Raw genomic sequence first — 13,735 nt, 5'->3', positions numbered from 1 at the left:
AACACACTTTGTGACTTGAGAAAACCTCTGTTCTGTAGCATGATTGCTCTAAGAATAGAGGTTTTTTCATGCAAGTTTATTTAGTAGGCGGTGCAGTTCGAGATCACTTGCTCGGGCACCCCTATCACGAAAAAGATTATGTCGTTGTCGGTGCAACGCCGGAACAATTACTTGCTCAAGGTTATCAACCTGTGGGTAAAGATTTCCCTGTTTTTCTTCATCCAGAGACCAAAGACGAATATGCCTTAGCCCGTACAGAACGTAAGTCTGGACATGGTTATCATGGCTTTGAATTTTATACCGACGTCAATGTCACACTCGAGCAAGATCTCATTCGACGCGACCTCACGATCAATGCGATAGCGATGGATGATGCAGGTAATGTCTATGACCCCTATGGCGGTCAACGTGATCTAGAACAGCGTGTCCTTCGCCACGTGTCTGATGCCTTCGTCGAAGATCCATTAAGGGTTTTGCGTATTGCACGTTTTGCGGCACGTTATAAAGCTTTAGGTTTTAAAGTGGCTGATGAAACATTGGAACTGATGCAAGAGCTTGCCAAATCTGGCGAGCTTGAAGCCCTTACACCTGAACGTGTATGGAAGGAAACGTCTCGTGCATTAATGGAAGACCACGCAGATGAATATTTTGAGGTATTAAGAGCCTGTGGCGCTTTAAAAGTCTTGTTCCCTGAAATTGATGCGTTATACGGTATTCCACAACGTCCTGAATATCATCCTGAAATTGATTGTGGTATTCATACCATGATGTCGCTACAACAAGCGTGTCGTGCAAATTATTCTTTGGATGTTCGTTTTGCTGTACTGGTACACGACTTGGGTAAAGCACTCACTCCAGTAGATGAGTTACCGCGCCATATCATGCATGAAGAGCGTGGGGTAAAACCTGTTACCGAAATCTGTGACCGTATGCGAGTTCCCACCAATACCAAACAATTGGCCATCTCAGTGTGTAAAGAGCATTTAAAATGCCATCAAGCCTTGAGTTTAAAACCAGGTACCTTGTGGCGCCTGTTACAACGTATGGATGTGCTACGCCGTCCTGAACGCGTAGAGGCCTTTGTACAAGCCTGTGAATGTGATTCACGTGGTCGTTTAGGTTTAGAGGATCGCGCCTATCCACAAGCTCAATACGTTTTAGATGCCATGCAAGTGGTTCGTAATATTAAAGCTGCCGACCTTCCACCTGATGTATCGGGGCCGGATATTGGTGAAATGTTGATTGAACGACGTATTCAAGCCATTGCTGCACTTAAAACCAGTCAATATGCAGTCGAAGCTTAATTAGAGCACCTTCGGGTGCTTTTTTAATTTACCTTTTCTATATTCTTAAAACTTTAACTTTTGCAATATTTCACCTTGCCCTTTCAGATATAGATATGCTTTGAAAAATATCTGCACTCACATCAAGGCTCATTCATCTATGCTCTAAGGAAAACCATCGAGCTGACAATATGCATCCCCAAATTCGCCCACCACAACTCCAAGAAAATCTCATAAATATTCATCAACTTACACTCCAATTGGGTTATGAAATACCACTAGAGCGACTACAACAGCATTGGCAGTTGACTCATTTGAATAAGTATTATCAAACCTTAGTGATAGCGGCTAATGACCGCGTCATTGATTATGCAGATTTTATCCAACAATACAGTTAGGAGTTTGAGGAATGAATAATTCGGATTTAGGCTTTTGTCATTGATGTGAGTTATCGCGATCAAGGTTTAAGGCGATGGTTCATGCAAGCCATTGAGCAAAGCGCACGGCGATAAGATCTAAAACGTATTTTACTCAATAGTGGGAATCGTTCAGAACGATATGCCGCACATGCCTATTATCAAAATTTAGGGTTTGAAGCCTATATGGTTTGGATTTTACTAAATATTTAAATTGATCGGCCAATTTTACCATCAGCCGATCCGGACATTTTTTAAGAAATATCGGCTGGGAAACTAATGACTTTTTCAAGTTTTAACTGATTCGTTGCCACCATTAGCAATCGATCAATGCCTAAGGCTATACCTGCACACTCACTCATATGCGGTAATGCAGCAAGCAAATATTCATCAATCGGCATCACATGCAACCCAAGTTTAGCCCGCTCTGCATTATCTGCCTCAAAACGACTGCGTAAAACATCCGCATCAATCAGTTCATCATAAGCATTCGCTAACTCTAAACCTTCGATATACAGCTCAAATCGTGCTGCAACCAACTCCCCATCTTCGTCCACACGGGTTTTCGCCAAAGAAGCCATTTCAGGTGGAAAATCTGTAAGGAACACTGGCGTATCAAAACCGAGGCTCGGCTCAACATAATGCGAAAACAATAAATCGATATAGCCTAAACGGTCTTCACCCAAATCTAAGCTTAGCCCCACACGACGACAGCAATCTTTTAGATCTTGTAAAGAAGCTTGTAACGGGTTCAAATCCAAACGATCCATAAAGGCATGCTTATAGCTCAAAATAGTCGGACGAATTTCACCAAAGCGTTGTTTCAAGGTTACATTCAGTAAATCCGTCACTTCAAACATCAAGTCTTTTAAGCTAAAACCCGGACGGTACCATTCCAACATGGTGAATTCACTGTTGTGTTTACGTCCATGTTCATCATCACGGAAAACTTTACAGATTTGGTAGATAGGCCCACTGCCACTTGCCAACAGACGCTTCATGGCAAATTCAGGTGAAGTTTGCAAATAATGCGTTTGCTTTTGACCATTCACATGACGCTGAGCTTGTACCGATGCTAAATGCACATCGGTGACACCCGCTTGTGAAAGTACAGGTGTTTCTACTTCAAGAACATCACGTGCCGCAAAAAACTGGCGAATTTGAGCATACATCGTGGCACGTGCACGAAGTGCAGTGAGTTCACAACTCGGTTGAAAGTTCATTTGGCTCATGCTGCTGGGCCTCCATGTGCAGCCCATTCACGGCGTAAAGGATAGGTTTTACGTAAATAATCAAAGGCTTTTTGATCCACCTTGCCGTCTTTTAGGCAAGCACGTAAGTTGGCATCATCACGAGCGATATCATAAATATCTTTTAAGTAACGCTGTAATACCGTCTTTAAGTCAGCACTAGTAAAATACTGCTCACAAACGGGTAACTGACTTTCAAAAGCTTTATTTATCGGTTGATTGAAAGTTTGACAGAATGCTTCATAGATCATCTGTGTGCCACGTGCTTTACCTTCCAAGCTGTAGCCTGCAATATGGGGTGTCACCACGTAAATTAAATCCAACAACGCTGCTGAAATCTCTGGCTCATGTTCAAAAACATCTAAGACCACTTTACGCTGAGTTTGTTGAATATCGGCAATTAAGGCAGCTTCTTCGACCACTGGCCCACGCGCGGAATTAATCAAAATCGCTGAAGGCTTCATAGCGGCAAGTGCAGCAGCATTAATTAAATGACAGGTTGGATATTCCCCCACTTTAGTTAGTGGCACATGGATACTAATCGCATCTGCATTTTTTAACAGTTCTGCAAATTTAACTTGTTTCACCTGATCAGATTGCACAAATGGATCATAGCCAATGACATTCCAACCGAATAATTCTGCCATGACGGCTAAACGTGAACCGACATTACCTAAGCCAACGATGCCCAAGGTAAATTGTTCATTTGCATTCAACAATTCAGGTTTAACGTAGAGCAATGCAGTAATCACATATTCAGCAACCGCTTGTGCATTACAACCTGCGGCATTTGACCAAGCAATGCCCTGCTTTTCTAGAGCGGTAATATCTAAATGATCTGTTCCAATCGTAGCACTACCGACAAATTTGAGTGCGGTCTGTTGAATTAATTCTGCATTTACCTGAGTCACTGATCGTACCAATAATGCATCGGCTTCTTTGACATCTGCATGGGTCAATGTTCGACCTGCCGCTTGCTTTATTTCACCAAATTCGGCAAAAAAATACTCAGTAAATGCCAGATTTTCATCTGCAACGATTTTCATAGTTCATCTCATAGTTCCACTATGAACATGATAACGCGTTGCTCAAGCCATGACTATTCTTCTGCACATAAGGCATAGCGCCTATACTCTATGAGCTAGATGATTGAAAATTATATTATCTGCAATAATCTGACTGCTGATCGTCAATTAAGGACAAGGCCGCCTGCCAAGCCGCTTGAATAATGGGCTCGGCCATCGGATTTTCAAACTGCTGCAACGTATGTTCACAAACCTTCGGACTTGGATAATGCAATGTAGCACTCGACAATGCTTTTACTTGAATTTGACAAGCTCGTTCTAAAAAGTAAATTTCATGAAATGCCCGTGCCACACTATCACCAGTCGCAAGCAAACCGTGATTACGTAAAATCATACAGCGATAATGCCTCATATCCTGTACCAATCTTTCACGCTCTTCAGTTGAAAAGGCTATGCCCTCATATTCATGATAAGCAATGTTCTGATAGAACTTTAACGCATGTTGTGAGATTGGCAATAATCCATGTTCCTGTGCAGAAACTGCCACGCCATCCGCAGTATGCGTATGAATCACGCAATTAATATTTGCACGCGCATGATGTAAGGCAGAATGAATCACAAAGCCTGCTACATTCACCATCTTCCCTGCATCATAGGTTTCAACAATTTTACCTTCATGATCAATTTTGACCAAATCCGAAGCCGTCATTTTGTCAAAGGTCACACCATAACGATTAATCAGAAAATGCTCCGGTTCATGACTTAAACGTAAGCTGATATGGGTATCAATTAAGTCGGTCATTTTATAATAAGCCACCAAGCGATACAGAGCCGCCAATTGACAACGCGCTTGCCATTCCAGTTCATGAATAAGCTCTGGTTTTTGCATGGGTGAATTCCTTTTCTAAATCGATTGATCTTGTTTTCTGTTTATTGTGAATAATTAATAGCATGTCATATCCATGCTGTATATCAGCTTCGCCTGTAGAAAAAAACTATTCAAAAAATTTAGGCAATAAAAAACCCCAATGTTTTACATTGGGGTTTTTTGAATATGGCGGAAGCGGTGAGATTCGAACTCACGGAGGACTCGCGCCCTCGTCGGTTTTCAAGACCGGTGCATTAAACCGCTCTGCCACGCTTCCATGGCCGCTATCATATAAATAAAAATTCAGCTTGGCAAATTATTTTGCTTTATTTTGAACACTTGGCGAATCGTTCATACAAAATTTAGGCGATTCGAAAATTTTGGATTAGGTCAGAAAAATTGAAGGTGAATAAATATGTATTAAATTGAGATCATAGCTAATTGCATTGCCTAAATTTACACATATAAAAAAACCCTGATGTTAAAAACATCAGGGTTTTTGAATTTGGCGGAAGCGGTGAGATTCGAACTCACGGAGGACTCGCGCCCTCGTCGGTTTTCAAGACCGGTGCATTAAACCGCTCTGCCACGCTTCCATGGCCGCCATCATATAAACAAAATTCAGCAATGGCAAATTATTTTGTAAAAAATACGTCTAATTGAACAAAATAAAAGCAGTTTGTTATTTTTCAGTACTTTCGCCCATTTCATAACGAATTGAATTGATATACCAACATTTTTTTCCCAATGGAGTTAGGACTTCGACCTCATCATCCACTTGCTTCGACAGGAGTGCTCGAGCCATAGGTGAATCAATTGAGATATGCTGCGGATGATGATCATAAATTTCATCTACCCCCACGATTCTTAGTGTTTTTTGTTCGCCGTCTTCATTTTCAATTTCGACCCACGCCCCAAAATAGACTTTCCCTTTTTGTTCGGGTGAATAATCGATAATACGAAGCTCTTCCAAACGTTTTCCCAAATAGCGTACACGTCGGTCAATTTTGCGTAACAATTGCTTATTATATTGATAATCCGCGTTTTCCGAACGGTCGCCAAGACTGGCCGCCCAGTTCACTTTTTTGGTAATTTCAGGTCGTTCTTCATGCCATAAATGTTGAAGTTCAGCGACCAATAAATCGTGTCCACCACGGGTAATTAAGTTAGATTTCATGATGATTTTTCGGCCTTGAGCAAGCGCTGATTTTTACAAAACATGCCTATTTTATCCTCCATTTCTACACAGGCAAAGTATATAAAATTTATTCGCAAACAAAATCAATTATTTATGTTACATATTTTAATATTTTTTCGTACAAAATTTGACAAGTATTTTTTTGCTTATTATTATGCGCACATCTTTCAGGCTTGTTTAATTTTTATCCAGTGTAGATTTTCTACATATTTCCCGAAAACCCCTAGTCATTTTTGAATGACGTCATGACTGCCCAACCCTTATTGAATTTATCAAACTTGAAAAAGTCTGAGGCGTGTTTGCCTTTGCTTTTTAGGGCATAAATTACTTGTAGCGGAGACAACATGCACAGTAGTTCAACTTCTGGGTCGAGGCTTTGCCTTAACTCTTTTAACTCTCTCCCATTTAAAGCGCTTGCACTTAGTACTGTCTTAATTCCTTTTCACAGTATTAATGCCAGCAAAACAGCTCATCAATATGATGCTGTCGTCAACAGTAATAAACTCACTGTTGTTGCCGTTGCCAATCCTGACATTGTTTTTCAGGATGGTAAACATCGACATGGTTTTGGTTACGACCTTGCACGTAACTATGCAGAAAGTTTAAATGTCCAATTAGATTTTAAAACAGTGAATGACAATGCCACTGCTTTAAAAATGGTTGCCAAAGGTCAAGCCAATTTTGCTATGACCACTGCCGAAATGAGTACCATTGAAGCCAAGCATTTGACGTCATTTTCAGCCAGTTGTGGTGATACCGTTTCTTTGAAAAAGAATGGTTTAAACAGCAACTTAAACTGGGTATTTAAAAATGCAGACGATCCACTCAGCCAAACCGCGAGTGGCTTTATTTGCCGTGCCAAACAAAATGGCGCAATTGGACAGTTGGCATCATTCTACAACCGTAATGTGGTCAAACAAGATTCTTGGAATGTGATTCAACGTGATTTAAGTAAACGTATGCCGATCTATAAGGCAAGTTTTAAAAACACGGCCAAGCAATACGACCTAGACTGGCATTTATTGGCAGCAATTGGTTATCAAGAGTCTTACCTCAAACCTGACTCGGTATCCCCAACGGGTGTTCGTGGCATTATGATGCTGACCAACAGTACAGCAAAAGCCATGGGTGTGAGCAACCGTACAGATGCGACTCAAAGCATTCAAGGTGGTGCAAAGTACTATGACCAAATGTTAAACCGTTATAGTAACATTCCGTACCCTGATCGTAATTGGTATGCCTTAGTGGCTTATAACATGGGTCCTGGTGCTGTAAGTCAGATTCAAAAGCGCATCCAGTCTCAGGGTAAAAACCCGAATAAGTGGGTGAATTTATATGCTTATCTAGACCGTAACAAGGCCAGCAATGGTCGTTATCGTCAAGCTGTGCAATATGTCACGCGTATTCGTGCTTATTTGGAACATATTAAAACCACACCACAACTGGTGAATATCTAATATGTGTCCATCTAACATTTACATGTGAGCGCACAAAAAAAAGCTTACCTTCGGGTAAGCTTTTTTCGTTTTGGACTTAAGCAGTTTGCTCAAGTACTTTTTTGAATAAATCTTTTTGTTCAGTACTTGGTTTTGCTGTTTGTAATGCCATCAATTGTGACATATCACCTTGTACTTTAATTTTGCCCGTCATAAACGCTTGCATCGCTGCAGCCATATCAAACTCAAGGAATACTTTACGTAACGTTTCAGCATCCATGTTCAACGTTGTTTTCGCGTTTGAAGATAAACCTTTTTTAATTGCACCACCGTCTAATGACAATTCAGTATTGCCTGCAGCGTCAGCAACTACAAGGTTAATTGCAAGATTAGCCAATGCAGGTGGTAAGTTTAAATCACCAGCTTGAGCTGTCAGAGTTTCTACAGTTGAAAACCAATCATCAGTTAAAAAAGCAGGCATGATCTTTCCTCAATTTATTTTGTTCGTGTGTGTTGCCGTTCCGGACAACATCAGTGCAAGCATATTTTGCTTGAGGCTTGTTATAGCATGATCATTTGCGAAAAGGCTAAAGTTTTTTGTACGCACCGTTCAATATTTAACTGTTTAACAACAAAATGAGAAAAATCATAAGCATAAAAAAGGCATTCCGTAGAATGCCTTTTGCGTGATGAAGTTTTCGGCTTAATCTGCCATAAAACCTAAGTTCACCATATTAATGCGTTTGCTTTCAGGCTCACCTTCTTCAGTTGAACAACTTTCGCTATTTTTGAAGTCAAATTCGCGTTGTTCATCCAAGGCTTCAAAGTCGAATAACTCACGGTCTGCCAGTTGTGAAGGCGATACATTTTGCAATGCGCCAAAAATACTGTGTAAACGTTTTGGAAATTCTTTATCCCAAGTACGCAGCATGTCATTTAACATTGCACGTTGTAAGTTTTCCTGTGAACCACACAAGTTACATGGGATAATTGGGAACTTACGCATTTCTGCATACTTGATGATATCTTTTTCTTCCACATAAGCCAGTGGACGAATCAAAATGTTCTTTTTATCAGAAGACAATAATTTCGGTGGCATGGCTTTTAAGCTGCCGCCATGGAACAAGTTCAAGAAGAACGTCGCCAAAATATCATCACGATGATGACCTAAAGCCACTTTCGTCGCCCCAATTTCTTGAGCAAAGCCGTATAACGAACCACGACGTAAACGTGAGCATACTGCACAATACGTTTTACCTTCTGGGGTTAAACGTTTAGTAATGCTGTAGGTATCTTTTTCTAAGATGTAATACGGAATTTTGTTTTCTTCTAAATAACGTGGCAATACTTCTTCAGGGAAACCCGGTTGTTTTTGGTCAAGGTTGACCGCAACCACATCAAAATTAATCGGTGCAATACGCTTAAACTGCAACAAAATGTCGAGCAAGGTATAACTGTCTTTACCGCCTGAAATACAGACCATCACCTTGTCGCCCTCTTCGATCATTTTAAAATCACGAATGGCATGACCGACCTGACGGCGTAGCTTTTTCAATAAACGATAATACGCAGAGCTAGTTGGTAGTTCTGGTTTGAAATTAAATCCTTGTTCGGACTCAACTGGCGAGAACATAGACGAGTTAAACCTAAAAAAAAATACCGCGCAATTTTATCCGATTCGCAGACTTCTCGCATCAAAAGAATGTAATTTCCGAAAAAAGTAAAAATACTGTCATGATCACGTCATCCTTAGCGCATTATTTTATACGGTCGAGTTCATTTTTTAGGCGAAACGCTTATCTTTTGGACTTTTCCACAGTTGTCCACAAAAGCTGTGGATAACTTTGTGGATTTTAAATGACTTGACAAGGTGAGCTGCCCTTATTTTAAGGCTTCTATTTAAATTGATCATTTTTTGATCAATTTATTATCCCTTACTTATCAATGTTTTAGATGTGTCAAGTTATGCTCATTAAAAAAAAATAAATATTTTTTTTGATTATTGAATCATCAAAATGACTTGATTTTTACAAAGTAAAGAAGAAATCAGCCCTCGAAGCCTTTTCATCTGATTTTTTTTTGATAAACTCTATTTTAACTGTTTGGGGACAAAATTTTTTTCTTCACAATAAAATGAAAAACAATACTTGGACTTTGGGGCTGTTATTAAGTGGAAGTGTGGCTATCAGTTTAGCTGCACCGAGCATTTTTGCCGGCCAAACGATCTATCAATTACGTGAAAGTAACGGCACAACGCTACTAACCAATAAACAAGGCCGCTATAGCAATCTGAAAGTCGAGAAAAAAACCTACTATCCGGACAGTAATATCCATAGTTATAGTAACTGGGGCTCAAATGAAGCGTCTGTGTTACCAAGTTATAGCCGTAATAAAAATGCCTTTGACAATATTATTAAACAAGCCGCGGCCCAGCATGGTGTATCCGAAGGTCTAATCAAAGCGGTGATGCATACCGAATCAGGTTTTAACACCAATGCACGCTCGCCTGTCGGTGCGCAAGGTTTAATGCAACTCATGCCTGCTACTGCACGTCGCTTCAATGTATCAAATGCCTATGATCCACATCAGAACATTATGGCTGGTGCGCGCTATTTATCTTGGCTGCTGAAACGTTTTAATGGTAACACCTCACTTGCCTTAGCAGGTTATAACGCAGGTGAAGGCAATGTCGCAAAATATGGTGGCATCCCTCCTTTTCGTGAAACTCAAGACTATGTCCGCCGTGTCACTAGCCGCTACAGCAACCTATATGCTGGTAGTTTAAGTGTCTCGGGTTCGAGTAGTTCAAATAGCACTTCAAATAGTGGTCGGATTATTGCCAGTTCGGACAATTATCATGCCGCTGCCCCTACTGTAGCCAAGTCTCCAGCACGTCAAATTATTCAAACGGACAATGGTAGTTTTACCGATGCACCTTCAGGTTCATTTGCGACAGCAAATGCTTCTGCCTCAGCGCGCATTTATTTCAATGAATAAAATCACTGATTTTGTAAAATTGCATCTGTTTTACTAATTTTTCCTTGAAATTTTAAGACTTTCACCTCATATTGAGTTTAATGATTTTTATTTGTAAATCAGATCATTTTTCTATAATAAGAGGATTTACCCAATGATGCGGATTGGTTTGTTCTTGCTGACCAACCTCGCGGTACTGGTTGTAGCTGGCATAATCTTGTCACTCTTCGGTGTCGGTAGTTACCACGGTGCAGGCGGCTTAAACTTAGGCAACTTGCTCGTTATCTGTTTTGTGTTCGGTATGGTGGGTTCGATGATCTCACTATTCATGTCAAAATGGATGGCGAAAAAAACCACGGGTACAGAGCTGATTGACCCTAATGCACCACGTAGCCAAGCTGAAGCATGGTTACTCAACGAAGTTGCGCAACTAGCACAACGTTCTGGTATCAAAATGCCAGAAGTGGGTATTTTCCCATCGTACCAGTCAAATGCCTTTGCAACAGGCTGGAACAAAAATGATGCTTTAGTGGCGGTTTCTACCGGTCTACTGGAGCGTATGAACAAAGATGAACTCCGTGCCGTACTCGCTCACGAAATTGGTCACGTAGCCAATGGTGACATGGTGACCCTTGCTTTGGTGCAAGGTGTAGTCAACGCCTTTGTCATGTTCTTTGCACGTGTAGCAGGTGACTTTATCGACCGTAATGTCTTCGGTCGTGAAGATGGTGAAGCACCGGGTATCGCATACTTCGTCATTACGATTGTATTAGATATTGTCTTTGGTATCGCAGCGTCTGCCATTGTGATGTGGTTCTCTCGCTACCGTGAATACCGTGCCGATGAAGCTGGTGCGCGTTTAGCAGGTAAACAAGCGATGATTTCTGCCCTGTTACGTTTACAAGCAGAATCTGAAATGCCAGATCAAATGCCAAAAGAAATGAAAGCCTTTGCTATTTCTGCGGGTCAAGAACAAGGTTTCAGCTTAGCTGCATTGTTCCAAACACACCCAACGATTGAACAACGTGTTGCGGCTTTACAACAATTAGATTGCCCATAATTCAGCATCTGATGTAAGTCGTAAAAAAGCCTCCCTATGGAGGCTTTTTTATTGAGTCTAATTTTTCTCAGAGCGTTTACCGTTTTATCAATCACTTTTCAGTTGAATAGCCTTTCATTGATCGCGCTCAAGCAACAGTGCATTTCTCTCTACAATACCCCATTGGCCTTTAACCATTGCCAAAGCAATGAACCACCCATATAAATTGCAAAGATAAACACCAATAAGAAAATCATCCCGAGTATATCTGGGATATGGATCCATATCCATGCAACCACAGGGTTGCGCCAAAAAGCAGATTGCTGTTGTTTCTGTTCTAATTTTTCATGTAAAAACGGATGTACCACATGTTGATCTGTACTGATTTGATATTCTTCACGAATGTGCGTATGTACAACATCTAAAGCTTTACGGCTCGGTCGAATAAACACATCAAAGATCGTCCCTGCAACAGGAATAAACCCCACGACAGCATCTATAACTGCGAGTTTCATCACACCATTTAATTTGGCTTGTGGTACGCCAATCTGTTTGGCTTTATAGACGGCATAACAGGTCAAGACAAATCCTGCGATATCACCAGCTACGGGAATGGTACTCAACGCTGCGTCCGCACCTACCCCTTGTCGAGTAAATGGAATCCGAACCACGGAGTCCATCATATTGGCAAACTTTGCGAGATCGCGTTCAAGACGAATGACTTCTTGCTTTGACATTTTTTGTTTTAATGGTTCAGTCATGTTTTATCCAATAAAAACCGTGTAAATCACTGAGATTAAAACATATTAGAAGTCTTCAATCTGTAGCAAAATGCTAATCTCTATAAATTGAGCAATTGTGAAGCAATCATCAAATACACCACCACGCCTGTCGCATCACAAATCGAGGTCACCAAGGGTGCAGATGCACTTGCAGGATCGAGCTTCAACTTATTGAGTACAAAGGGCAAACTCATGCCAATTAAACAACCGAGCAATACGATACCCATCATACTTAAAGCCAAGACCAAAGCGACGGTTGCATCACCACGGTAGTAGCCTAAAATCGATACAGCAATGGCCATGGTTCCACCGAGGCAAAGCGCGACGAGCGTCTCCCGACCCAATAAATAAAACCAATCACGAATTTTTACATCCCCAGTGGCAAGCGCTCGCACCATTAAGGTTGCAGACTGTGAACCTGCATTGCCTCCACTTCCGACCAATAAGGGTAAGAAAAAAACCAAGACGATATGTGCGGCAATGATGTCTTCATAATATGAAATGCCTAATCCGGACAATAAGCTGCCAAAGACCAATGTCACCAACCAGAACACCCGCTTTTGATACAACTTTAAAATCGGTGCTTTATTAATGCTCATACCTGGTTCGGTACTCACCGCACTGGCTTTTAAAAAGTCTTCAGTGGTTTCAGCCTGTACCACATCCATCGCATCATCATAGGTGACAATCCCCATCAAACGCTGGGCATGATCCACAATCGGCAAGGCCATAAAATCATATTCTGCCAATTTTCGCGCAATGCTTTCTTGATCTTCATCTATCCAGCCGGTCACCACATCTTTGGTCATCACCTGTTGAATCCGTGCATCACGATCGGCCTGCAAAATTTGCCGCAGTGAAATCACCCCTTCTAATTGAGACTGATCATTGGTGACATAAATTAAATACAGGGTTTCACGGTCATGCGGTTCATGGCGTAAGGTCTCTATAGCTTGTTGCATGGTAAAGTCAGCAGGCATACTGACATAGTCTGAACTCATGATTGCACCTGCAGACTCTTCTGCATATGCAGATAACGCCTTTAGATGCTCTTGGGTATCTTGATCAAGTTGTTGATAAATCCGATCTTGTTCTGCATCAGTTAAACTTTTATATAAGTCCGTTGCATCATCAGAATGCATATCATCAAATAGTTCAATTTGTAGACGCAGTGGATAACGTGAAATCAGCTGTCGCTGTGACTCAAAAGGGAAAAACTCAAATACCAAGCCTTGATGGTCTAAACCTGAAAGTAACTCGATTTGATCTTCGATTGGAAATTGCTGAATTAAACGAGCCTGATCAGCGTAGTTCAGAGGCTGTAAAGCGAAAACTGCTGCTGCATAATTTTGTTGTTGCAGCAAAGCGGAAATTTCACGCTGTCTTTGTATTAAATCCGCCATTCAACTCACTCTTATTTTAATCTTTCTATGTAGAGCACATTTTGAAGGATAAACTAAAG

At 41.0% G+C, this 13,735-nt stretch carries 13 protein-coding genes and 2 tRNA genes; 5 read left to right on the top strand and 10 right to left on the bottom strand.

Annotated elements, in window-relative coordinates; genetic code table 11:
* The first annotated feature begins 68 nt into the window (after positions 1 to 68).
* Together MST16_RS04920 and MST16_RS04915 are read left to right on the top strand one after the other, a co-directional pair.
* Positions 69 to 1,304, top strand: a complete 1,236-nt coding sequence (locus tag MST16_RS04920; RefSeq protein ID WP_180009998.1) for a multifunctional CCA addition/repair protein — start codon at positions 69 to 71, stop codon at positions 1,302 to 1,304.
* A 170-nt stretch (positions 1,305 to 1,474) separates the two neighbouring features.
* Positions 1,475 to 1,681 (top strand): hypothetical protein, encoded by a 207-nt coding sequence (locus MST16_RS04915; RefSeq protein WP_180009999.1) that lies wholly within the window; start codon positions 1,475 to 1,477, stop codon positions 1,679 to 1,681.
* A 272-nt stretch (positions 1,682 to 1,953) separates the two neighbouring features.
* Here the strand turns inward: MST16_RS04915 and epmA are convergent, their stop codons facing one another.
* The 6 genes from epmA to greB form a co-directional block, all read right to left on the bottom strand.
* Positions 1,954 to 2,922 (bottom strand): EF-P lysine aminoacylase EpmA, encoded by a 969-nt coding sequence (gene epmA, locus MST16_RS04910; protein WP_373683919.1) that lies wholly within the window; start codon positions 2,920 to 2,922, stop codon positions 1,954 to 1,956.
* 5 nt (positions 2,923 to 2,927) lie between these two features.
* Positions 2,928 to 3,995 (bottom strand): 4-phosphoerythronate dehydrogenase, encoded by a 1,068-nt coding sequence (locus MST16_RS04905; protein ID WP_180010001.1) that lies wholly within the window; start codon positions 3,993 to 3,995, stop codon positions 2,928 to 2,930.
* 115 nt (positions 3,996 to 4,110) lie between these two features.
* A complete protein-coding gene (locus MST16_RS04900; RefSeq protein WP_180008378.1) occupies positions 4,111 to 4,863 on the bottom strand; it encodes a class II aldolase/adducin family protein in 753 nt (250 codons plus the stop codon).
* 166 nt (positions 4,864 to 5,029) lie between these two features.
* Positions 5,030 to 5,119: transfer RNA gene (locus MST16_RS04895), tRNA-Ser, on the bottom strand.
* 229 nt (positions 5,120 to 5,348) lie between these two features.
* Positions 5,349 to 5,438 (bottom strand) — tRNA-Ser (locus MST16_RS04890).
* 86 nt (positions 5,439 to 5,524) lie between these two features.
* The gene (greB, locus tag MST16_RS04885) at positions 5,525 to 6,019 is read right to left on the bottom strand and encodes a transcription elongation factor GreB (RefSeq protein ID WP_180008380.1); all 495 of its coding nucleotides are present in this window, start codon (positions 6,017 to 6,019) and stop codon (positions 5,525 to 5,527) included.
* Positions 6,020 to 6,384: 365 nt separating this feature from the next.
* Between greB and MST16_RS04880 the strand changes: the two genes are divergently transcribed.
* On the top strand, positions 6,385 to 7,497 hold the full coding sequence (locus tag MST16_RS04880; RefSeq protein WP_180008382.1) for a transglycosylase SLT domain-containing protein: 1,113 nt from the start codon (positions 6,385 to 6,387) through the stop codon (positions 7,495 to 7,497).
* A 76-nt stretch (positions 7,498 to 7,573) separates the two neighbouring features.
* On the opposite strand, the gene MST16_RS04875 is transcribed toward MST16_RS04880, so the two are convergent.
* Positions 7,574 to 7,957 (bottom strand): SCP2 sterol-binding domain-containing protein, encoded by a 384-nt coding sequence (locus MST16_RS04875; protein ID WP_078190434.1) that lies wholly within the window; start codon positions 7,955 to 7,957, stop codon positions 7,574 to 7,576.
* Between the two features lie 222 nt (positions 7,958 to 8,179).
* Positions 8,180 to 9,109: a tRNA 2-thiocytidine(32) synthetase TtcA gene (ttcA, locus tag MST16_RS04870; protein WP_168378304.1), complete on the bottom strand. Its 930-nt coding sequence runs from the start codon at positions 9,107 to 9,109 to the stop codon at positions 8,180 to 8,182.
* A gap of 500 nt (positions 9,110 to 9,609) precedes the next feature.
* Here ttcA and MST16_RS04865 point away from each other — a divergent pair, with 500 nt between their 5' ends.
* Both MST16_RS04865 and htpX read left to right on the top strand, forming a co-directional pair.
* On the top strand, positions 9,610 to 10,473 hold the full coding sequence (locus MST16_RS04865; protein WP_180007505.1) for a lytic transglycosylase domain-containing protein: 864 nt from the start codon (positions 9,610 to 9,612) through the stop codon (positions 10,471 to 10,473).
* 133 nt (positions 10,474 to 10,606) lie between these two features.
* On the top strand, positions 10,607 to 11,512 hold the full coding sequence (htpX, locus tag MST16_RS04860) for a protease HtpX (RefSeq protein ID WP_078190437.1): 906 nt from the start codon (positions 10,607 to 10,609) through the stop codon (positions 11,510 to 11,512).
* A gap of 149 nt (positions 11,513 to 11,661) precedes the next feature.
* Here the strand turns inward: htpX and MST16_RS04855 are convergent, their stop codons facing one another.
* Both MST16_RS04855 and mgtE read right to left on the bottom strand, forming a co-directional pair.
* On the bottom strand, positions 11,662 to 12,252 hold the full coding sequence (locus MST16_RS04855; protein ID WP_111883898.1) for a DUF4112 domain-containing protein: 591 nt from the start codon (positions 12,250 to 12,252) through the stop codon (positions 11,662 to 11,664).
* An 80-nt stretch (positions 12,253 to 12,332) separates the two neighbouring features.
* Positions 12,333 to 13,676, bottom strand: coding sequence for a magnesium transporter (mgtE, locus tag MST16_RS04850; protein WP_180010002.1), 1,344 nt, complete (start codon positions 13,674 to 13,676; stop codon positions 12,333 to 12,335).
* Positions 13,677 to 13,735: the final 59 nt, after the last annotated feature.

The sequence above is a fragment of the Acinetobacter sp. YH16040_T genome (assembly GCF_024605785.1).
Classification (GTDB): Bacteria; Pseudomonadota; Gammaproteobacteria; order Pseudomonadales; family Moraxellaceae; genus Acinetobacter; species Acinetobacter amyesii.
The sequence above is the reverse complement of the archived record's forward strand: the minus strand, read 5'-3'. Positions and strand labels throughout refer to the sequence as shown.